Annotated in this window: 19 protein-coding genes, 2 tRNA genes and 1 pseudogene; 11 read left to right on the top strand and 11 right to left on the bottom strand. The window is 59.7% G+C overall.

Going from position 1 to position 21,644, the window contains the following annotated elements:
* From AB5Y92_RS13785 to AB5Y92_RS13775, 3 genes and pseudogenes are all read left to right on the top strand, one after another.
* Positions 1 to 262 (top strand): annotated as a pseudogene (locus AB5Y92_RS13785) (molybdenum cofactor guanylyltransferase MobA); the annotation flags it as partial.
* Positions 259 to 2,004 carry a bifunctional molybdopterin-guanine dinucleotide biosynthesis adaptor protein MobB/molybdopterin molybdotransferase MoeA gene (locus tag AB5Y92_RS13780; protein ID WP_368226985.1) on the top strand — a complete coding sequence of 582 codons (1,746 nt, stop codon included), beginning with the start codon at positions 259 to 261 and terminating at the stop codon, positions 2,002 to 2,004. The pseudogene AB5Y92_RS13785 and the gene AB5Y92_RS13780, both read left to right, overlap by 4 nt.
* 62 nt (positions 2,005 to 2,066) lie before the next feature.
* Positions 2,067 to 3,125 (top strand): FUSC family protein, encoded by a 1,059-nt coding sequence (locus tag AB5Y92_RS13775; protein ID WP_368226984.1) that lies wholly within the window; start codon positions 2,067 to 2,069, stop codon positions 3,123 to 3,125.
* Between the two features lie 76 nt (positions 3,126 to 3,201).
* Here the strand turns inward: AB5Y92_RS13775 and AB5Y92_RS13770 are convergent, their stop codons facing one another.
* The 9 genes from AB5Y92_RS13770 to AB5Y92_RS13730 form a co-directional block, all read right to left on the bottom strand.
* A complete protein-coding gene (locus AB5Y92_RS13770; protein ID WP_204382074.1) occupies positions 3,202 to 4,575 on the bottom strand; it encodes an HD-GYP domain-containing protein in 1,374 nt (457 codons plus the stop codon).
* 87 nt (positions 4,576 to 4,662) lie between these two features.
* Positions 4,663 to 5,217 carry a DUF3332 domain-containing protein gene (locus AB5Y92_RS13765; RefSeq protein ID WP_201973811.1) on the bottom strand — a complete coding sequence of 185 codons (555 nt, stop codon included), beginning with the start codon at positions 5,215 to 5,217 and terminating at the stop codon, positions 4,663 to 4,665.
* 180 nt (positions 5,218 to 5,397) lie between these two features.
* Positions 5,398 to 6,699: a methyl-accepting chemotaxis protein gene (locus tag AB5Y92_RS13760; protein ID WP_368226983.1), complete on the bottom strand. Its 1,302-nt coding sequence runs from the start codon at positions 6,697 to 6,699 to the stop codon at positions 5,398 to 5,400.
* A 90-nt stretch (positions 6,700 to 6,789) separates the two neighbouring features.
* Positions 6,790 to 7,269 (bottom strand): GNAT family N-acetyltransferase, encoded by a 480-nt coding sequence (locus tag AB5Y92_RS13755; protein ID WP_368226982.1) that lies wholly within the window; start codon positions 7,267 to 7,269, stop codon positions 6,790 to 6,792.
* A 97-nt stretch (positions 7,270 to 7,366) separates the two neighbouring features.
* The gene (locus tag AB5Y92_RS13750; RefSeq protein WP_158112124.1) at positions 7,367 to 7,810 is read right to left on the bottom strand and encodes a DoxX family protein; all 444 of its coding nucleotides are present in this window, start codon (positions 7,808 to 7,810) and stop codon (positions 7,367 to 7,369) included.
* Entirely contained in the window at positions 7,807 to 8,559 is a 753-nt protein-coding gene (locus AB5Y92_RS13745; RefSeq protein WP_368226981.1) for a putative DNA-binding domain-containing protein, read from the bottom strand. Before AB5Y92_RS13745 ends, AB5Y92_RS13750 begins: the two co-directional genes overlap by 4 nt.
* A complete protein-coding gene (locus tag AB5Y92_RS13740; protein ID WP_368226980.1) occupies positions 8,552 to 9,400 on the bottom strand; it encodes a DUF692 domain-containing protein in 849 nt (282 codons plus the stop codon). Before AB5Y92_RS13740 ends, AB5Y92_RS13745 begins: the two co-directional genes overlap by 8 nt.
* A gap of 72 nt (positions 9,401 to 9,472) precedes the next feature.
* On the bottom strand, positions 9,473 to 9,736 hold the full coding sequence (locus AB5Y92_RS13735; protein WP_005334862.1) for a DUF2282 domain-containing protein: 264 nt from the start codon (positions 9,734 to 9,736) through the stop codon (positions 9,473 to 9,475).
* Between the two features lie 434 nt (positions 9,737 to 10,170).
* Positions 10,171 to 10,371, bottom strand: a complete 201-nt coding sequence (locus AB5Y92_RS13730; protein ID WP_005334863.1) for a YbfA family protein — start codon at positions 10,369 to 10,371, stop codon at positions 10,171 to 10,173.
* Positions 10,372 to 10,583: 212 nt separating this feature from the next.
* On the opposite strand from AB5Y92_RS13730, the gene AB5Y92_RS13725 reads away from it, so the two are divergent.
* Positions 10,584 to 10,877, top strand: coding sequence for a hypothetical protein (locus AB5Y92_RS13725; protein ID WP_005347702.1), 294 nt, complete (start codon positions 10,584 to 10,586; stop codon positions 10,875 to 10,877).
* Between the two features lie 48 nt (positions 10,878 to 10,925).
* Here AB5Y92_RS13725 and AB5Y92_RS13720 read toward each other — a convergent pair.
* Together AB5Y92_RS13720 and AB5Y92_RS13715 are read right to left on the bottom strand one after the other, a co-directional pair.
* Positions 10,926 to 10,999: transfer RNA gene (locus tag AB5Y92_RS13720), tRNA-Cys, on the bottom strand.
* 57 nt (positions 11,000 to 11,056) lie between these two features.
* Positions 11,057 to 11,132: transfer RNA gene (locus tag AB5Y92_RS13715), tRNA-Gly, on the bottom strand.
* Between the two features lie 249 nt (positions 11,133 to 11,381).
* Between AB5Y92_RS13715 and AB5Y92_RS13710 the strand changes: the two genes are divergently transcribed.
* The 7 genes from AB5Y92_RS13710 to AB5Y92_RS13680 all read left to right on the top strand — a co-directional run.
* Entirely contained in the window at positions 11,382 to 14,819 is a 3,438-nt protein-coding gene (locus AB5Y92_RS13710; protein WP_368226979.1) for an ATP-binding protein, read from the top strand.
* A 415-nt stretch (positions 14,820 to 15,234) separates the two neighbouring features.
* Entirely contained in the window at positions 15,235 to 16,920 is a 1,686-nt protein-coding gene (locus tag AB5Y92_RS13705; RefSeq protein WP_069554043.1) for an ABC transporter substrate-binding protein, read from the top strand.
* A 118-nt stretch (positions 16,921 to 17,038) separates the two neighbouring features.
* On the top strand, positions 17,039 to 18,022 hold the full coding sequence (locus AB5Y92_RS13700) for an ABC transporter permease (RefSeq protein ID WP_005334871.1): 984 nt from the start codon (positions 17,039 to 17,041) through the stop codon (positions 18,020 to 18,022).
* Between the two features lies 1 nt (position 18,023).
* A complete protein-coding gene (locus tag AB5Y92_RS13695; RefSeq protein WP_005353820.1) occupies positions 18,024 to 18,944 on the top strand; it encodes an ABC transporter permease in 921 nt (306 codons plus the stop codon).
* Positions 18,941 to 19,960 carry an ABC transporter ATP-binding protein gene (locus tag AB5Y92_RS13690; protein WP_019446723.1) on the top strand — a complete coding sequence of 340 codons (1,020 nt, stop codon included), beginning with the start codon at positions 18,941 to 18,943 and terminating at the stop codon, positions 19,958 to 19,960. Before AB5Y92_RS13695 ends, AB5Y92_RS13690 begins: the two co-directional genes overlap by 4 nt.
* An 11-nt stretch (positions 19,961 to 19,971) precedes the next feature.
* The gene (locus AB5Y92_RS13685) at positions 19,972 to 20,964 is read left to right on the top strand and encodes an ABC transporter ATP-binding protein (protein ID WP_005353824.1); all 993 of its coding nucleotides are present in this window, start codon (positions 19,972 to 19,974) and stop codon (positions 20,962 to 20,964) included.
* Between the two features lie 114 nt (positions 20,965 to 21,078).
* Positions 21,079 to 21,644 (top strand): cellulase N-terminal Ig-like domain-containing protein (locus AB5Y92_RS13680; RefSeq protein WP_368226978.1); only part of this gene is annotated, 566 nt, incomplete at its 3' end.

Genomic DNA, 21,644 nt, shown 5'->3' with positions numbered 1-21,644 from the left:
GCTGGTAGTGGCCCACGACGGCGACTGGTTGCAACCCGTGGTGGCCCTGCTGCACAAATCCCTGCTCCCCTCCCTAACCGCCGCGCTGGCAGAGGGAGAGCGCAAAATCGATATCTGGTTTGCCCGCCACCATATGGCGGTGGTGAGCTTTGCCGATCAGCCGGATGCCTTTATCAATCTCAATAGCCCTGCCGAGCTAGCCGCCTACGAGGCCCGTCTGCTTGCCCCGGCTATCGACCCCCAACAAGGAGTCACCTCATGACCCCGGCCCCCACTCTTCCCCTGCTTGGCTTCGCCGCCTGGAGCGGCACCGGCAAGACCACCTTGCTGGAGCAGTTGATCCCCCTGCTGGTGGATCGCGGCCTGCGCATCGGGGTGCTCAAACATGCCCACCACGACTTTGATATCGACCAGCCGGGCAAAGACAGCTATCGCCTGCGCAAGGCGGGTGCCAAGCAGATGATGGTCGCCTCCCGTCGTCGTCATGCTCGTATCATTGAAACGGAACTGGCCGAAGCCGATTTTCGCCAGCTGCTGGCCAGCTTCGATCAGACAGAGCTCGATCTGCTCTTGGTCGAGGGGTTCAAGCACGAACACTTCCCGAAAATCGAGCTGCACCGCGCCGAAATTGGCAAGCCACTGCTCTTCCCCGAAGACAGCGACATCATCGCGCTGGCCAGCGATCAGCCCGCAGAGACCACCCTGCCGCAACTCGATATCAACAACCTTGAGGCTATCACCGACTTCGTCTGTAGCTGGCTTGACGGCTGCCAGAGTCGCGAGCAGGAGGCTGGCAACGGCTTTTTGTCGGTCGAAGCGGCCCGCAACGCCATTCTGGCGGCCCTCACCCCGAGCACGGCCTGCAGCGACAAACCGTTGGCCCAATGCCACGGCGCCGTGCTGGCCGCCGATCTGATAAGCCCCATCAATGTGCCGCCCCATGCCAACTCGGCGATGGATGGCATCGGCCTTCGCAGCGACGATCTCGCCGCCGGTCGCTGGCAACTGGTGGGGGAAGTGCTGGCGGGCCAGCAGCGCCACGAGCCTGTGCTGGCCGGTCAGGCGGTGCAGATCATGACCGGCGCTCCGCTGCCCCCCGGGGTAGATACTGTGGTGATGCGGGAAGAGACGCTGATTGAAGGTGAGTGGGTCACCGTCACCGCACCGATCCGCGCAGGACAAAATGTGCGCCTCGCCGGCGAAGATCTCGCCAAGGGCGCTGTCGCCATCCCGGCCGGTACCTGGCTTGGCGCCCCCCAGCTGGGGCTGGCAGCATCACTCGGTCAGGCATCGCTCTGCGTGCGCACCCCGCTGAAAGTGGCGCTGTTCAGTACCGGCGACGAGGTGCAGGCGCCGGGCGAGCAGCTCGCCCCCGGCCATATCTTCGACAGCAACCGCTTCACCCTGATGGCCCTTATCCGCGCCGCCGGTTGCGAGGTGATGGATCTTGGCATCATTCCCGATGACAAGACCATTCTGCGCCAGCAGTTGGAGCAGGCCGCCGCCAGCGCCGATCTGGTGTTGAGCTCGGGCGGAGTCTCGGTAGGCAATGCCGACTTTATCAAGCTGGTGCTGGCAGAGCTCGGCCAGATCGATTTCTGGCGCATCCAGATGCGCCCAGGCCGCCCGCTCGCCTTTGGCAAGCTGGGGCAGACCCCCTTCTTCGGCCTGCCGGGCAATCCGGTTGCTGCGATGATCTGCGTACTGCAGTTTGTCGAGCCCGCTATCGCCCGCTTGCAAGGCAAGCGGTGGCAGCCGCTGCGCCTCTCGGCACTGGCGGACGAGAAGATGAAGAGCCGCCCGGGGCGCACCGAGTTTCTGCGCGGCATCTTTCATCAGGACCGTAACGGCCAGTTGCGGGTGCGCACCACAGGGCCACAGGGCTCCGGCATTCTGAGCTCCATGGCCGATGCCAACTGCCTGATTGAAATCGTACCGGATCAACCCGGGATCGCCGTTGGCGAACGTGTCTGGATCCACCCCCTGCAGGGACGACTGGCCTAAATCCCGACGGGGCGTCGGCCGGATGCACGGCGCCCCGTCCCCCACCTGACAGGAGGCAGACCGTGCGTCTTGATGCCCCCCTCTCCCGACTCGATCTGCTGGTCTATGGCCGCTACCGGATCGTCCATGGCCTGCGCATTGCGCTCGCCTTTATGCTCACCTTTCTGCTGACCCGCGAGCTGAAACTGCCGGAGAGCACCTGGCCGCTGATAACCTTGGTGGTGGTGATGGGCCCCATCTCGTTTTGGGGCAATGTGCTCTCCCGCGCCCTGCAGCGGGTGGTGGGCACCATCTTCGGCGCCAGTTGCGGGGTGGTGGCGCTCTATCTCGAGATCTACTCCCTGCCACTCACCCTGATCTGGTGCGGGTGCATCATGTTTCTCTGCGGCTATCTGGCCCTCGGCAAGCGCCCCTATGTGGGGCTGCTGATCGGCATCACCCTGGGAGTCACCATGGGGGCCATGCCGGGGGACATAGAGACGGCGCTGTGGCGCAGTGCCGACGTGATACTGGGCTCCCTGCTGGCGCTGCTCTTTTGCAGCATCTATCCCCAGCGGGCCTACAGCCACTGGCGGCTGCAACTGCACCAGATCCTGCAGCAGTCTGGGCGGCTCTATCACACTCACCTCTCCCCCAATGTGCTGGAGCGCCCGCGCCTCAAGCACAATCTCTCCCAGTTGCTGGCACAGACCGGCAAACTGCGGGCCCTGCTGGCCCCTGCGGCCAAGGAGACACGCCACAGCATCGCCCTGTTTGATGCGGTGCAGGTCACCATGCGCAACACCCTCTGTACTCTGGAGATGCTGGCCAACACCTACTGGAACGATCGGGAGAGCCACTTCCTGATGCAGAGCACGGCTGCGCTGCAAGCCTGCCATCTGGCCACCGAGGAGGCGATCAACCAGCTTGCCCTGATGATGCAAACCGGTGACGGGCGTGGCGCGGATGCCGCCATCGCTCGCCTGCACGAGGTGGCGACCCAGGTATCGCTCCCCCCCAATACCGAGGCGGCCATCAATGGCTATCTCTGGCTCAACGTGCAACTGACCGAGCAGCTCACCCACCTGCGCCGCCTGCTGGGGCTGATCCTCACCCCGCCCCATCGCAAGCAGCCGGACTAGACCCAATGCAAAACGCCCCGCAGTTGCGGGGCGTTTTGCTGTCTGACTGGCCACTTGGGCCGTTGATCAGCAACTCTTAACTGGCATTGGCCAGCGGCTGCTCGGGGGTGAGGTAGAGGGAGAAATCCTGAATACCCGCCTGCAGGGCGGCAAAACAGTCGGGATCGATGGCAGTCCCCAGATTCTCCGCCATCATCTCCAGCGCCTGCGGCACAGGGATAGCGCCGCGATAGGGGCGCTTGGCGGTGATGGCATCGAAAATATCGGCTGTGGTGATGATGCGCGTCTCAAGGGTAATCTCGTTCCCCTTCAGCCCCTTGGGGTAGCCCTTGCCATCGAGCCGCTCATGGTGGGCGCCCGCCACTTGTGCCAGCTCCTCGAAGGCGCCGATACGGCTCAGGATCTCCTCGGTGTAGGCGGCATGCATCTGCACCGCAGCCCACTCCTGCGCATCGAGTTTGCCCGGCTTGTCGAGAATGGCGTTGCTCACCCCGAGCTTGCCCACGTCATGGAGCAGGGCGCCTCGCTTGAGCCAGCGTCGACGCGACTCGGACAACCCCATCTGGGTGGCAAGAATGTCGGTATAGAGCGCCACCCTGCCGCTGTGACCCGCGGTGTAGGGACTTTTGGAGTCCACCACCTGCCCGAAGGCCGCCGCGATCTCGTCCAGATAATCTTCATCCAGCGCTACCTCCCCCTGTCCGGCCGGTTGGACCAGCACCCACTCGGTCAACCGGGGATCGGCCAGCTCTTGCCAGAACTCCTCGTCGGCCAGCGCTTCAAATTCGCGAACCAGTGCCGGATCAAACCAGCTGCCGCTGCGCTCGCGCAGCTCCTTGAGCGCCGCATCCGGGCCTGCGGCTGCGTGAAACACATCCACCACCTGACAGAGCAGGGCAATGCGCGAGAAGAGCGGGATCGCCTCGCCAGCCAGTTGCAGGGGCCGACCTTTGCCATTCCAGTGTTCATCAAGGGAGAGAATGCCATCGGCCACCTCGTCACTGAAACGGAGCTGGCGAGCGATATCCGCCCCCCGATGACAGCGGGTCTGGATCAGTTCGTTGGCAATCTGGTCGCCGTTGCGAAAGATATGAAACAGGCTGCGAAAACGTCCCAGCAGATCCGCCTGCAAGCCGGTGTGGCCCAGCACGAAGTTGACTACCTCGGAGAGGGAGCCATCCACCAGTTTGAAATCGCGTTTGAAGTGAAGATCGTCGGTGAGATAGAGCTCGCAGATACGGGCAGCATTGCTGCTGCACCCAAGATCCTTAAGCAGGAGCGTGTAGTAGAGATCATGGCGCAGCCGGGCATCCAGTCCCAGCCGCTCCCCCAAACGGGAACCTATCCAGCAGCAGCGAATGCAGTGTCCTCTTGGTTGCCCCTCGGTCATGTCGAGCGCATGACTGAGGGAACCAATCAACTCCGCCAATCGCAATCCATTCACCGTCATAGTCTACTCCCTTAGACATCATGGCGATTTTGCCAGCAGATTAGGTATACCCCATCTGAAGCTGGATCGATCTGGATTCAGTTGAATTTAGGCAGCAGCCTTGCCCTGATTCGCCCGCTCTTCCAGCTCTGCGCGGCTCAGGGTAGAGACAAAGCGGCCATCGAAGTAGATATCCATCAGCTCGCCACGCTTCTCGCCACGCATCATGCTGCGGCGGCCATCCAGATAGTGCACCTCCATCTGGGCGGTATGCTCGTCCGGGTAGCTGATCTCCACCTCACGCACCCCTTGTGGCAGCATGGCCAACGGCACCTTCTTGAGGGCCGGATCCAGATGCTGGTTCACCTTGATCACCGGATTGGCCTTCATGTCCACCACTGCCGGGGATTTGCCGGTGATGGGGTTCTTGCCAGACCAGAACTCGATGGTATTGAAGACGAACAGGTCAGCGGTCGCGGCCAGACCGTAAACAGGGGAGAGCAGCATAAAGACACCGGCACGACCGTAGCGGTTATCCACCACGCTCAGGTTGCCCTTGGTGACCATGCCGGAAAGCCCCATCTGCCCCATACAGCCACCCAGCCCCATACTCGCGACCATAACCAGCAGGGCCATTGCCCGCCCCTTCTGTTGTAATGCCATCTTGTTCTGTTCCTGCTCTGAAATAAATAAGGCGGCAAGCCTAATCAAGGGGCCAGAAGAGGACAATTCACAATGGCGGGACGATACAGGAGGGGTTCAGATTGGCATATCAAGTGCGCAATAAATAAGCACCGATGGGATTATCATCCGATCGGTGCTTCATTCAACAATCAATAACCGTCAGGAGCCGATGGCCAGATTGGAGACTGTCTCGGTCACATTGATGGCGCCCTGCTCGATCTGTGACATCACGCCACTCACCTCGCCGATCTGCTCCTTGCCACGCTGGGCACTGGTGGCCACCTCATTGATGTTGCCGGTGATCTGGGCCGTCAGTTCGCGGTTTTTCTGAACCACGCTGGCGATCTCGCCGGTCGAGAGGGAGGTGCGCGCAGCCAGCTGACGTACTTCGTCGGCCACCACCGCAAAGCCGCGCCCCTGATCGCCGGCCCGGGCAGCCTCGATGGCTGCGTTAAGGGCCAGCAGATTGGTCTGCTCGGCAATGCTACTAATAGTAGAGACAATGGCTTCAATGCTTTTCGACTGCTCATTGAGCTGGCCAATCAGGCCGGAAGTGCGACTCACCTGTTCGGAAATGGCGCTAGAGATGGCAACCGATGCCGCCAGCAGTTCAGACCCGGTTTCGGCAAAGCGGGTGGTCTCCTGCGAAATGGTCTGGGCTATGTTGGCCGCCTCGCTCACTGCCTGGGCGCGCTTGATCCGCTCTGTCACCTCACTGGCAAACTTGATCACCTTGACCACCTTGCCGCTCTCATCCTTGATGGGGTTGTAGGTAGCCTCCAGCCAGATCTCGTTGCCGTGGCTGTCACGGCGACTGAACAGCCCGGATTTGAGCTGGCCGTGGGCCAGATCGTCCCAGAAGTGGGGTTGCTCGCGATAGAAGCTCTCATCGCAAAACAGCCTGTGATGCTGCCCCTTGAGCTGCGAAAGGGAGTAACCGACGCAGGAGAGGAAATTCTGATTGGCCGTCACAATCTCCCCCTTGGGGGTGAACTCGATAATGGCGAGCGCCCGATCGAGTGCCGAGATGATCGCTTTCTGACGACTCAACTGCTGATAACTCTCGGTAATATCGGAAGCAATCTTGACCACTCTGACCACCTTGCCGTCAAGCTTGACCGGGAAGTAGGTCGCCTCCAGCCACAACTCCCGACCCTGTTTATCAAAGCGTTGGTAAGTGCCACTGTGGGAATGCCCCTGACGCAACTGCTCCCAAAACTGGGCGTAGGAGGATGACTGGGCGTAGTGGGCATCACAAAAGATCCGGTGGTGTTTACCAATTACCTCCTGCTCGCTATAGCCCACCACACTCAGAAACAGCGGGTTCGCCTCGAGGATCTCGCCACCTGGTGTGAAACTGATGGTAGCGACACCGACTTTTACTGCATCAATAAATGCCTGGGCCTGGGCCAACTGCATTTGACACGCTTGTAATTCCGTTTTGAGTTTGAAGTTGAACATCTTGCCCTGCCCCTCTGTTACCTGTTTACAACTACATCACATCTGCATGAACTTTAGACGAGAAACCATAGAGATAACGGGGCCCATCGATTAAGGTGCCAGGTCCCACTCCAGATAGGCCGGATTGGCGACAAAGCCGATCCGCTCATAGAGAGGTCGTCCCTGCTCGCTGGCATGGAGCCACACCTTGCCCAGCTGACGCGATCTGGCGAAGGCCGTTATGGCATCGAGCAGCGCCGTGGCGATCCCCTGCTGGCGCCATTGTGACCGCGTATACATGTTGAGCAGATACCCCTCCATCCCCGCCAGATTGCCGGGATAGGGTGGCCGTTCAAACAATGCCAGCGTCCCGGCCGCCACGATCTGTTTGCCGCCCTCTTGCGTATCGTCCTCAGCCAGCCAGGATAAAGCACTCTCTTCACTCATCGCCCGGGTAAAGTAGTCAAGGGTGGCCTGCCACAAGGCCGGGTCTGCCTGCGGCGTCACCAGCTCACCGACCTCACAAAACAGCTCCATGCGCAGCGCCACCAGTGTGGGAATATCTGCGGCCCTTGCCTGACGAATGATCATTGGCTGCTCCTTTTCTCTCATGGGAAATTTCGCCGGCCGTCATTATGACAAAGAGCGCCTTGTGGCGCTCTTTGTCATTGGGGAAATCACTGATAAATCAATGGCTGCGACGTGTCAGCCAGTGATCCAGGCTCAGCACACCGCCGCCCCAGATGATAAGGATCAGCAGCATCCAGCCCCACAGCTGGTGATCGTAAAAGCCACCCGCCCAGAGGGTCGGATAGGAGATCACCGCCATGATATTGAAGCCAAACAGCAGCAAGGCGGCTGGGCGGGTAAAAAGCCCCGCCAGCAGGAAGAGCGGCAACAGCAGCTCGGTCGCCGTCCCCAGATAGGCAGCCCACAACCAGGGCAGCAGGGGCACCTGATACTCGGATTCAAACAGGTAGAGGGTGGAATCCCACGCCGTCAGCTTGAGCCAGCCTGAAGTGATAAAAACCGAGGCGACCCACAGCCGCGCCAACAACAGCACACCGGCACTGCTCCAGCGCGGCAAATCACCACTTGAGCTGGCCAGCGCCAGCCATTTGTTTGCCATCATGGCATTACCTCCATATCCACCAGCAGACCAAGGGTTATCAGGCGAGTGAGATGCTCACTGGCCGCAGGGTCGGCCGCAAGCAGATCGACCAGCGCCGTACCAGCGAGACATCCCTGTAGCAGCGCCCACTCACCCGCCGTCAGGGGCAAGGGGGCAACCCGGCAATCCGGCTGTTTCTTCAATGCCAGCCAGACGGGGGCATCAAGCGCGTCCACCGCTTCACCACAGTGCAGCGCCATCTGCCACAGGGCCAGTACCGGATAATCGCTGGCAACCAGCAGCAGATCCGTGGCTGGCAACAGCCGCAGCCGCTCCCATTGTTGCGGCGATAATGCGGCCAGACGCTCGGCTGGCCAGCAGCGTGATTCCAGCGGCAGCAGACTGGCACGCTCAAGCTGCCATTCGAACTGAGCCAGCTCCTCCAGCCAGGGCAGTCCGGTTGTAGTCGGCAAGCGGGCCAACCATTGGCCAAATCCGGCGCCATAGTGCATGACGCTCCCTTCCCTGAGGGGCTCGGCCAATACGAAGCCACGGGCAGCCGCTGCAAAAAAGTCATCCCCGACCATAGCCTTGACGGCGGGATAACTGCTCGCCAGCACCTCGCCAAGGCTCAGGATGAAGTGGTTGCGATAGACCTGCAGCACAGATTCGGCAGAAAAGAGCCGGGAGCTGATGTGAGGGGCAATGGCGTCAGGCGCCCCCAGCAGACCATCGGCAAAGTGCTGTTGCAGCTGTGCCAGTTCAGCCATGGGCCACCTCCCGTGGTGCACTCATGGCACGCGCCTCATCCAGAATGGCACTGGCCTTCGCCGCCTCTGCCAGCAAGACCGGCAGCAGCGGGATCTCGAGGTCCCACTCAATCAGGGTGGGAATGGCCTGCTTGCGGCAGATCTGGCGATAGAGTTCCCAGACCGGCGCCACCACAGGGGCGCTGTGGGTATCGATATAGAGGGAGCCTTCCGGCAGCTGCTTCTCGGTATAACCGGCCAGATGGATCTCCCCGACGGTGGCGAGATCGATCGCCGCCAGATACTCATCGCAAGAGAAACCGTGATTGAAGGCACTGACATAGAGATTGTTGAGATCGAGCAGGATGCCGCACTCGCTGCGCTGCTGCAGCTCGGCCAGAAATTCCCACTCGCTCATCTCCCCGGGCAGTTGCAGATAGGAGGAGGGATTTTCAATCAACATGCGGCAACCCAGGGTCTGTTGTACCTGCTGGATCTTGTCGCTCATGTTGTGCAGGGAGGCGCGGGTATAGGGCACCGGCAGCAGATCGTTGAAGTAACGTCCGCCAATGCTGCCCCAGCTGAGATGTTCGGAGATCCGTACCGGTTTGATCGCCGCGGCCAGTGTCGACAACTGCTGCAGATGGTGCGGATCGAGCGGGTCGGCAGAACCGAGGGACATGCCAACGCCGTGAAGACTGACGGGGTAGTGCTGCGCCAGTTCGGCGAGCACCTGAAAACCGTGACTGTGCCGTTCGAAGTAATTTTCACTGTGCACCTCCAGCCAACCGACTGCCGGCAGGGTTTGCCGGATCTCGTCGTAATGGGGAGTGCGTAATCCGATACCAATCAAAGGGTTCATCGCAAGACTCGCTTTCGCCAATCAGAGAAGATGCAGGGGGCGACCCATTGGCCATCCCCTGCCCGATGTCTCTTACTTGGGTTGCAGCGAACCGCCGACCAGCTTCTCGCACAGCCCTTTGGGCATCACCACAAAGGCATCACCCTGAGCATCTTCCTTGGCAGTACCGGCGCAGGAGCTGCTCTTGGTCGCACAGTCATTTTTGCTGGCCTTGACCACGCCGTAGCACTTCTCCTTTTCATCGGCAGCCATGGCTGGCGCCGCGATAAATTGGGCGCCCAGCGCCAGCAGACCGGTCATGGCGGAGGCGATAGCAGTGCTTTTTTTAACATTCATGTTCATGTTCCTTTTGATGTCGTTGGATATTGCTGATATCCCCGATTTGTCGCAACCGGGTAGCTGCAATAGAACCGGCAAACGGGATATTCCCTTTCAAAAAAAACACACAAAGAGTTAAAAAACCCCAAGACAGACACTCAATCAATTGATTTTAAACAGCTATTTCATAATTGAAAATTTCTCGACGACCACCTATTAATGAACGGGGAAACTGCCATATGGTGCTTTCATCCCGTTAATCTTCTTCACTGCTTCCATCAAAAGAGATGCGTCAGACATAAAAAAGCCCCGCCAACAGGCAGGGCTGGATGCAACTTTAAAGAAACAATAAATCAACAATCGGAGTGGTGTTGGGAGCCAGGAGTTGCGGCAAGCAGATAAAAAAAGAGACAGCCAAAGCTGTCTCTTTTTGCACATGGTGCGAATGGGGTTTAGTAGAAGATCCGCTCGCCACGCTCGCTCATTTTGAGCCACACCGGTTTGGTGCTGGTTTTGTTCCAGATCCGGTGCAGATAGCTGTAGAAGCGGGCACGATCGCTGCGAAACAGCATCACGGGGAAAGCCAGAATGCCCACCAGCAATACATAAATGCGACGAAGAATAATCTGAGTCAGGGAAAAGGGATGAAACATGATGTAACTCCTTACTGGTAAGACCACTGAGCAAAGATTACCCCACTCCATGTAGGATTACTACATCACCAACGCATTTTTTTATAAAAAAATGGTGAAAAACGGGAAATACTGAAAACGGGTTACGTCATTAACCAACAGTTAACAAACTTGCGAAAATCGTGCGCTTTGCCACAGTTATCAGGGGAAAAACATGCAGTAGGGAGACACGCATGAAACTGCCGGAAGTGGCACTGCTGGTGCTGATGGTTGCCCTGACACGGGCACAACTGGAGGAGTGGCAACTGAATCGGGAGGATGCCATCGTGCTGGCAGAACGGGGCGTGCCCACCGTCAGCCTGTGGCAATGCGGCACACTGAAGCAACGGATTGCGGATCTCAACCAGCACAGTGCCGAGGTGCAGTTTCAATATCGGGGGCAAAACATGGCGGATGTGAGCCACTATCTCGAGCGCGAGTGGAAACAGGCTGGCTGCGAACAGTTACTGGTACAGCAAGGATACTGACCAAGGCTCAGACTCGAAGAGTGATGATTGAGATAAACAGAGAGAATATGGAGGCACGTTCCGGAGTCGAACCGGACTAAACGGATTTGCAATCCGCTGCATAACCGCTTTGCTAACGCGCCATGCTGACAAGACTGATTGTCTTGAAAGTGAGTTCCATCGTTGGTGTGATGGAAAATTGGAGCGGGAAACGAGACTCGAACTCGCGACCCCGACCTTGGCAAGGTCGTGCTCTACCAACTGAGCTATTCCCGCGTTACTGCTTTCGTGCCAGTTGCCTGACAACGAGGCGCATTATACGTACCACGAGCGCCAGCACAACCCCTTTTTCGCAATTTAAGCCCTGATGCAGACTGTTTGCTCAGGGTTTAAACGCCTTGCTGCATTTTTCTCCAGCCAGCTGTGACCCACCATGCGAATTTGGGATAAAGTCGTTGAAATGATTACGCTTTCGTTCGAGACTTGAGCGGCTTAATAACCGGATTCTCAATTGAAAATCACAAGATGAAATGGATCTTCACGCTTCGTGGGCTCAGGCCGCAGTTAATGCTGGCTTTTTTCATGTTGGGCATGGTGCCCTTTTTGGTCATCACCCTCTTCTTCCTATACAGCCATGGCAAGGATCTCACCACCCAGACCTCCAACCATCTGGTCTCCGTTCGTAATATCAAGAAGAGTCAGCTCGAGGATTACTTCAACAACCTCAAAGAGCAGATCATCAACTTCTCCCAGCAGGATTTTGCCGGCAACAGTATCGGCCGTTTCTATGGCTTTACCGGCGCCTTCGAGAAGTTGGGCCTCACACCGCAGGAGGCCCGCAGCCGTGCTCAGGCCCGCTATCTGCCCGGCTCCTGGGATCAACTGCGCAAACCGGACAGTCAGGTGGAGATCGAACCCTCCATCACGGCGCTTATCCTCGCCGACGAGATGTATGGCCGGGTGCACCAGCGCTTTCATCGCGGCTATGCCGACATGGTGCGCAAGTCCAACTACAGCGACATCTTTCTGGTGGACCTCAACGGTGATGTGGTCTATTCGGTCACCAAGCACCCCAACTTTGCCACCAATCTGCTCTCCGGACCTTATCAGGGCAGTGGCTTGGGCCAGACCTTCGCCAAGATCAAACGCCGCCTCGATGGCGGCCAGAAACCGCAGCAGATCTTCGAGTTCACCGATTTTGGCCGCAACGAGCTGACCGGGCAGGTGGTCGCCTACATGGCGGCCCCCGTGATGCAGTACGACTATGTGCGCGGGGTGGTGATTTTCGAGCTGTTGCCGGACAAGCTCAACCAGATCATGGCGGAGCGGGAGGGGCTGGGCGAGACCGGCGAGACCATCCTGATCGGCCCTGACAAGCGGATGCGCGCCGATGCCTGGCTGGCACCGGAGTTCAGCGTCGAGAACAGCTTCAGCCCCAACTTCCGTCCACTGCAAACGCCCCTCATCACCAAGACGCTCTCCGGCGAGCAGGGTGTCGGGCTGTTCCACTCCTATCAGGATGACGAGGTGCTGGCCGCCTACACCCAGGTGAAGGTGTTCGACACCGAGTGGGCCTTTATTGCCGAGATCTCCACCCGGGAAGCCTATGCCCCGATCCGCCAGCTGGAGACGCTGGTCATCGTGCTGGGTGCGGGCTCGGTACTGCTGCTGATCCTCTTCTCCCGTTGGCTCTCCCACTCCATTACGGCGCCGCTGCGCTCCCTGACCGAAGCAGCCGAGCAGGTGGCCGACGGCGCGCTGGATCACCCCATCGCCATCGAGCGAACCGGCGATGATATTGACCGGCTGGCCGAAGCGTTTCGCCATATGCAGCGCTCTGTGAAGGACAAGATCGAACTGATCGAACAGCAGACCCAGGAGCTGCAACAGCAGGTCAAGCTGACCCACAAGCAGAACCTCAGCCTGCAGCAGGCGGACAAGCTCAAGGATGAACTGCTGGCCAACACCTCCCACGAGCTGCGCACCCCCATTCACGGTATCAAGGGGATGGCGGAATCGATGCTCGCCAGCCAGCAGGATCTGACCGAAGGGCAACAAAAGCAGCTCGGGCTCATCATCAAGAGCGCCGACGGCCTGGCCCGTCTGGTTGACGATCTGCTGGACTACCACCAGATGCGCTACGGCCAGCTGGAGATCCACTCCCAGCCCGTCTCATCCAAGGGGGTTATCCGGCTGGTGCTGGATCTCTGCCAGCATCTGGTGCAGGCCAAACCCCTCACCCTGGTGGATATCAGCCCGGCCGAACTGCCGCCGGTGCTGGCCGATGAGCAGCGGCTCGAACAGGTGCTCTACAACCTGGTGGGCAACGCCATCAAGTACACGCCGCAGGGCAAGGTGGTGCTCAGTGCCATCGTCGAGAACAACTTCCTGCGCATCAAGGTCACCGACACTGGCATCGGCATCGCCCCTGATCATCTGGAACACATCTTCGAGCCGCTGGTACAGATGAGCCCGGAGGTAAGCAAGCAGGGAGCCGGCCTTGGCCTCTCCATCACCCGCCAGCTGGTGCACCTGATGGGGGGCGAGCTGTTTGTCGAGAGCGAGCCGAGCGTCGGCTCTACCTTCGCCTTTACCCTGCCCCTTGCCACCGGCAAAGCGGCCAATCTGACTCTCGACAGCCGCCAGATCGAGCATCAGCTGGTGCGCCAGCAACCGCTGATCCTGCCGGACTGGGAGAGCGACGATCTGCCCCCTCCCCCCGAGGATGCGCCGCTCATTCTGGTGGTGGATGACGAGCCCATCAACCTGCACATCCTGCGCCATCTGCTGCAGCCCTGCGGCTACCGCATCCTGCCCAGCAGTGACGGCCACGATGCGCTGGCCAAGCTGGCCGAGGAGCCGGTGGACCTCATCCTGCTCGATGTGATGATGCCGACCCTCTCCGGTTTTGACGTCTGCCGTCGCCTGCGCCAGCAGCACCCGAAAGATATGCTGCCGGTGCTGCTGCTCACCGCCCTCAACCAGCCCAAGGATATCGAGGAGGGCTTCGGGGCCGGTGCCAACGACTATCTGGTCAAACCCTTCTGCAAAGAAGAGCTGTTTGCCCGGGTCAAGGCTCTGCTGGAGGCCAAGGCCGGACGCGCCTCGCTGGTAGAGAACCGGCTATTGAAGCAGGAGATCGAACATCGCCTCACCCTGCAGGATCGACTGCATCAGGATCAGCAGCGCCTGCTGGCCCTGCTCGGCGAAGGGGCCGACCCCATGATCTTTATCGACGAGCAGGGCACCGTGCTGTTTGCCTCTCGGGTGATGGCACGCCTGCTGGGACAGGAGCCGGAAGCCATGGAGGGGCAGCCCCTCAATGAGTGGCTCGCCACCCCGCTACAACAGCAGTGGCCCGATCTAGCCAGCGAGCGGGAACACAATCTGGAGTTTCTGGTGGCCGGGCAAAAAGATGTACTCAACGCCCGCGCCCTGCCCATCACGCTCGGAGGACAGGCCGCTTTCGCCCTCACTCTGAGTACCGAGCTGCGTCAGGATGAGAACCGGGTAATGGCGCTGGAGAACGCCCTCAAGAACCTCTCGCGGCAAGCCATCATCGAAGATGAACAGCTGCTGGGCGAGCTGAGCCGCCTGGGTGGCGAGTTCCGTTCGCTGGCCGACGACCTCATTCGCCAGCAGGATGACGAGCCGCTGCGCCGTGCGCTGGTAGAGACCATGCAGCTCACCCTGGATGCCTGGCAGCAGGGGACCGGCAAGGGCAAAATCGTGCTGGCAGAGAAGAGCAAGCTGTGGCGGGTCTATATGGACAGATCCAGCCCGCAGACCCGTACCCTCGACAAATACCTGAGTCTGGATACCCTGCCCAAGTCGCCACGCTGGAAGACGGTCGTGGCCACTACCGAGTATGTGCTGGGCCACTGCCCGCTCAATGACCACCAGCGCCAGCAGTTGCAGCACAGCGCACAGACCCTGCGTCAACTCGCCAACCGCAAGCCGTGACACGGCGCCCTAAACGGGCGCCGGATCACAATTGGCAATCTGGTTTCTTTTTATGCAAAACAAAGCCCCGCCCGACCCCGAAACCGAGAGCAGATCCAATTCACAAATTTGTCATATACGCCATTTTCACAGCCACTTTTTACGCGAGAGCAAATAACGCAAACCAATGATTTTAAACAGATAAAAAAGCATTTTGACGAGATTGACGTAACACCGTCAATTTTTACGAAAACAACGAAATCAATAGTTGTTGTTTTCCTGTTAATTCTGGTTTGCTTAGGGCGTTGGAAAACAGAACGACAAAGGTTAGACACCTGACCAACACAGAGGGCCGATTTCATCAGCATGCGAAACCGGTGCTCACACAAAACAAGGCGAACCCTCGGGAATGCCAAAAAATAAGAAAGGAAAACATATGCTTGCCAAAGTATCCAAAATCTCTACCGCTGTAATGCTGGGAACCATGATGCTTGCCGGTGCCGCCGGTAACGCCATGGCCGCAGAAAACAAAACCGTGCTGACCATGGTCGCACAGCAGGAAACCGCTTGGGTCAAGAACTTCAACCCCTTCCTGCAAGCGGGCTTGCTGCACACCACCCGTCACTTCATCTATGAACCGCTGGTGATCTTCAACGATATGCAAGGGGGCAAACCCGTCTATCGTCTGGCCACCAACTATGCGTTCAGCGATGACCTGAAATCCGTCACCTTCGATCTGCGTGACGGCGTGAAGTGGTCTGACGGCGAAGCCTTTGATGCCGATGACATCATCTTCTCCTTCAATCTGGTCAAGGCCAACAAGGCGCTGGATGAGCGCTCAATCTGGACCCAGATCAAGAGCGTCGAGAAGCTGGCCCCCAACAAGGTCAAATTCGACCTGACCGAGGTCAACACCAACGTGGTGAACGATCTGGTGCTGGTACCCATAGTGCCGGAGCATCAGTGGAAATCGGTGAAAGATCCGGTTGCCTTCACCAACGACAAGCCGGTTGGTACTGGCCCCTTCACCGAAGTGGACAACTTCTCCGCCCAGCTCTACACCCAGTGCCGCAACCCGCACTATTGGGATAACGCCAACCTCGCCATCGACTGTATCCGCATGCCGCAGATGGCCACCAACGACCAGGTGCTGGCGGCTGTCATGAAGGGTGACATCGACTGGTTCGGCTCCTTCGTGCCGGATATCGAGCGCCTCTACGTCGGCAACGATCCGAAGAACAACAAATACTGGTTCCCGGCCTCCGGTACCGTGGCGTTCAACGTCAACTTCCAGACCAAGAACCCGGGCAATAACGAAGCCTTCAACGACATCAACTTCCGCCGCGCCTTCTCCATGGCGATGGACCGCCAGTCCATGGTGGATATCGCGGGCTACGGCTACCCCACCGTCAACGAGTACCCGTCAGGTCTGGGCAAAGCCTTTGACTCCTGGAACAACCCGGAAGTGGACAAGAAGTACGGCAAGTACAACAAGTTCGATCTGGAAGGGGCCAAGGCACTGCTGAAAGAGGCAGGCTACAAGGATTGTGACGGCGACAAGTTCCTCGACACCCCGAGCTGCAAAAAGATCGAGTTCAAGGTACTGGTACCGAACGGCTGGACCGACTGGGTCAACACAGTACAGATCGGTGTAGAAGGGCTGCAGGCGCTGGGCCTGAACGCCAAGACCGCCACCCCGGAAGCGACCGTCTGGACCGAGAACCTGATCACCGGTGACTTCGATGTCGCCCTGCAGGGTTACTTTGCCGGTGCCAACCCGCACAAGTACTTCGAGACCGCGTTCCACTCCCGCAACATGGGTGAGCGTGGCAACCGCTTCGCTGCGCCCCGTTACAAGGATCCCGAGCTCGACAAGCTGATCGATGACTTCACCCAGACCGCCGATGCGGCCAAGCAGAAGGAGATCATGTTCGCCATCCAGGATCGTGTTGGTGCCAACCAGACCATCATTCCGGTCTTCAACAACCCGACCTGGTACGAGTACAGCACCAAGCGCTTCAACGGCTGGTTCAGTGCTGATAACCCGGTAGCCAAACCTCAGCTCCACCCGGACACCCCTGAGCGTCTGCTGCACGTGTTGTCCCTCAAGCCAAACAGCTAAACAATCCCGGCCCCCTGCGGGGGGCCATCTTCCCCGTTAATCCCCTTCTTGCCCGGCACCGCCGGGGTTGGGGTAGCTATACCCGACGCGGGGCAGACTTGCAGTAAAAGGTACTATCATGGGATTCATACTGAGACGCTTTTCCTTCTATCTGGTTGCCTTTCTGGTAGCCGCCACCATCAACTTCCTGTTACCCCGTGCCATGCCAGGGGATCCTGTCTCCGTGATGTTTGCCCGCGCTGGCGCCATGATGGAACCCGCCGCCCTGGAAGCCCTCAAAGCCACCTTCGGCTTTGTCGACGGCCCCATCGGCACCCAGTTTCTCACCTATGTGAAGAGTGTCTTCACCTGGGATCTCGGCACCTCGGTGCGCTTCTACCCGCAGCAGGTCTCTGATGTGCTGGGCCGTGCCATCGGCTGGACCCTGTTTCTGGTCGGCACCTCCACCATTCTGAGCTTCTCCCTCGGTTCCATCGTCGGCATCTTTGCCGCCTGGTATCGCGGCGGCCGGATGGACAGCATTCTCTCCCCGCTCACCCTGGTGATGCAGGCCATTCCGCCTGTGGTGGTCTCCCTGCTCGCCCTGTTTCTGTTCGGGGTCAGCCTCGAGTGGCTGCCCATCGGCTACGCCTACAGCCCGGAGATCAAGGCTGACTGGGGCTGGGAGCACATCAAGAGCATCATGACCCACGCCATCATGCCGGTGCTGACTCTGGCCGTGGTACAGGTGGGGGGCTTTCTTATCACCATGCGCAACAACATGATCAACCTGCTGGGTGAGGATTACATCACCATGGCCAAGGCCAAGGGGCTCTCCAGCAACCGGGTGATCTTCAACTACGGCGCTCGCAACGCCATTCTGCCCAGCGTCACCGCCCTCTCCATGGCGCTCGGTTTCGTCATCGGTGGCTCTCTCATCACCGAAGTGATCTTCAACTACCCCGGCCTGGGCCTGACTCTCTATCAGGGCATTCTGGCCCGCGACTACCCGCTCATTCAGGGGCAGCTGCTCATCATGACCATCACCATGCTCAGCTTCAACTTCCTGGCCGACGTGCTCTACGTCTTCCTGGATCCCCGTCTGCGTACAGGAGGCAAATAAGATGCGTATGCCGACCATTCTCAAGATCCTGCTGGGCAACAAGAAGGCTGCCTGTGGCCTCGCCATCGTGGTTGCCTTCGTACTGATGGCCCTCTTTGCCCCCATTCTGGCCAGCAACGAGCCGACCAAACGGGTGGCTCGCCCGCACCAGCCGCCCAGTGCCGAGTTCGTGATGGGTTCAACCCGCATGGGCCACGATATCTGGGCCCAGTTCACCAACGGTGCCCGTATCTCACTGCTGGTAGGCTTCAGCGCAGGCCTGCTGGTCTGCACCCTGGCCGTCGCCATCGGCATCACCGCCGGTTACTTCGGCGGTCTGGTAGATGAATGCCTCACCTTCCTGATGAACGTGGTGCTGGTGATCCCCAACCTCCCCTTGCTACTGGTGCTGGCGAGCTTTATCGGGGAGGCGTCACCGGCGGTGATTGCCGTGATAATAGGGTTGACCTCGTGGGCCTATGGCGCGCGGGTCATCCGGGCCCAGACCCTAGCCCTGCGCGAAAAAGAATTCGTTATCGCCGCCGAAGTGCTGGGCGAGCCGGCCTGGCGCATCATTCTGGTGGAGATCCTGCCCAACCTCATCTCCATCATCGGGGTGAGCTTTATCGGCTCCATCATCTACGCCATCGTCACCGAAGCGACCCTGGAGTTCCTGGGTCTCGGCGACCCGACCGTGGTGAGCTGGGGCATCATGCTCTACAACGCCCAGACCTCCAGCGCCATTCTGGTCGGCGCCTGGTGGGAGATCCTGGCCCCCTGCTTTGCCATCGCCACCCTGGGTGCCGGTCTGGCCCTGCTCAACTTCGCCATCGACGAGATTGCCAACCCGCAGCTGCGCTCCCACAAAGGGTTGAGCCGCTGGAAGAAACTTGCCACCCCGGTCGCCACACCACTCTCTGCCGCACAGGAGAAGACAGCATGAACAAGCATCCCCTGCTGTCAGTACGCAATCTTTGCGTCGACTACATCACCGAAAATGGCGACGTGCGCGCCGTCAACTCGGTGAGCTTCGATATCAGACAGGGCGAGATCTTCGGTCTCGCCGGTGAGTCGGGCTGCGGCAAGTCCACCGTCGCCTTCTCGGTGGCCCGACTGCACAAGCCGCCCGCCTACATCAGCGGTGGCGAGATCCTGTTCAAGGGGGAGAACATCCTCCACTACAACGACGAGCGGCTGCGATCCTATCGCTGGCAACAGGTGTCGGTGGTATTCCAGTCCGCCATGAACGCCCTGAACCCGGTGTTGCGGATGGAGGAGCAGTTCTGCGACGTGCTGCTGGCCCACAACCCCGGCATGACCCGCTACGAGGCGATCAAGCGCGCCCAGGAGCTGCTCACCATCGTCGATATCCACCCGAGCCGGCTCAAGGACTACCCGCACCAGTTCTCCGGCGGCATGCGCCAGCGGCTGGTGATCGCCATCGCCATGGCGCTCAACCCCGAGCTGCTCATCATGGATGAACCGACCACGGCGCTCGATGTGGTGGTACAGCGGGAGATCCTGCAGAAGGTCTATGCCCTGAAAGAGAAGTTCAACTTCTCCATTCTGTTCATCACCCACGACCTCTCCCTGATGGTGGAGTTCTGCGATCGCATCGGCATCATGTATGCCGGTGAGCTGGTGGAGGTGGCTCCTTCCAAGGCGATCCTGACCGCGCCGCTACACCCCTATACCAGAGGGCTCGGCAACTCCTTCCCGCCCCTGCACGGACCGAAGAAGGTGCTGGAAGGGATCCCTGGCACACCGCTCAACCTGCTGGAGGTGCCGGTCGGCTGCCGCTTTCAGGCCCGCTGCGGCAAGGTGCACGATCGCTGCCGTCAGGAGTACACCAAATTGGCCGAGATCCGCCCCGGGCAACAGACCGCCTGCCACCTCTATGAGGAGCAGGGACTGCAACAAGATTCCGTGATCTATCTGGACAAGGCCGCTGGCTGTTAAGGATGTCTGTCATGCAAATCGCCAAAACCGATGCACCCATCATCGAAGTCCAGCACCTCTACAAGGACTTCCCCATCAACTCCAATGCCATCAAGAGTGGCAAGATGCGGGCCCTCTCCGACATCACCTTCAACCTGCACCGGGGCCGCGCCCTGGCGGTGGTCGGGGAGTCGGGCTCCGGCAAGAGTACCATCGCCAAGATCATCGCCAAGATGTACAAGCTCAGTGCCGGGCGCATTCTCTATCGCGGCCACGATCTGGAGGAGTTCAACAAGGGCACCGCCCTGCTGGACTATCGCCAGAGCGTGCAGATGGTGTGGCAAGATCCGTTCGGTTCGCTCAACCCGACCCACACCATCTATCACCACATCGCCCGCCCCCTGCTGCTGCACAGCAAGGTGATCGACAAGAAAGAGCTGCCCGACATGGTCTACGCCCTGCTGGAGAAGGTGGGGCTCACCCCCGCCAAGGCGACGGCGGCCAAGTATCCGCACCAGCTCTCCGGCGGCCAGCGCCAGCGGGTCAACATCGCCCGCAATCTGGCGGTGGAGGCGGAAGTGGTGCTGGCGGACGAACCGACTTCCATGCTCGACGTCTCCATTCGCATCGGTATCCTCAACCTGATGGAGCAGATGAAGAACGAGCTCGGCGTCTCCATGCTCTACATCACCCACGACATCGCCACCGCCCGCTATGTGGCGGAAGATCTGGCGGTGATGTATGTGGGGCACATGGTGGAGTGGGGCGAGGTGGACGAAATCCTGCACCACCCGCAGCACCCCTACACCCAGCTGCTCATCTCGGCGGTGCCCGACCCCGAGAAGAGTATCCACGCCGAGTTGGAGGGTGGCCGCAAGGGGGAGATCCCGCTCTGGACGCCGGAGTCCTGCGGTTGCCCCTTTGCCGGGCGCTGCAATCAGGCAATGCCCCGCTGCAAGGAGGCGCTGCCCCCCATCACCAAGCTTGCCGACAACCACTTCGTGCGTTGCTACCTCTACGAGTGAGGGTGAGCCTTAGACCGGCCGGACAACCCTGTCCGGCCATGCCTCGATACGGGGCGGCCACAGCCCCGTGATGTGCCTCACCGCCCGGCGGTGAACCACAGGAGTAATACCTTGATGGAACTCTTGATCAATCAGGTGGGCTACGAGTGCGACGGACACAAGGTCGCCCTGTTGCAAACCTCCCCCGCCCCTGATCTCGGCGGCTATGTCAGGCTGCAACGCCTCGATGATGGCCAGATCCTGTTTGAAACCCCGCTGCAACCGGCTGGCAGCGTCCCAGGCTGGCAAGGGCGCGCTTACTGGCGCGCCGACTTCTCCGCCTTCAAGGAGCCCGGCCACTATCGGCTGGAGGCGATCACTGCCCAAGGCATAGTCCGCTCGACCCGCTTTGCCATCGGACAGGATCTGCTGGCCAGCCGCTGCCTCTCCGATGTCATTCACTACTTCAAAGGGCAGCGCGCCAGCGGCACCTTCGATCGGGCCGACCGCAATGCCCGCCTGTTTGGCACCGACCAGCACAAAGATGTACACGGCGGTTGGTTCGATGCCAGCGGCGACATGAGCAAGTACCTGAGCCACCTCTCCTACGCCAACTACCTCAACCCCCAGCAGACCCCCATGGTGGTGTGGTCACTGCTCAAGTGCCGGGAACTGCTGGCCCCACGCCGCGATATCGACGG

Source organism: Aeromonas sp. R1-1, assembly GCF_040908495.1.
Classification (GTDB): domain Bacteria; phylum Pseudomonadota; class Gammaproteobacteria; order Enterobacterales; family Aeromonadaceae; genus Aeromonas; species Aeromonas veronii.
Note: the sequence above shows the minus strand (reverse complement) of the source record. Positions and strands in the feature narration are given on the sequence as shown.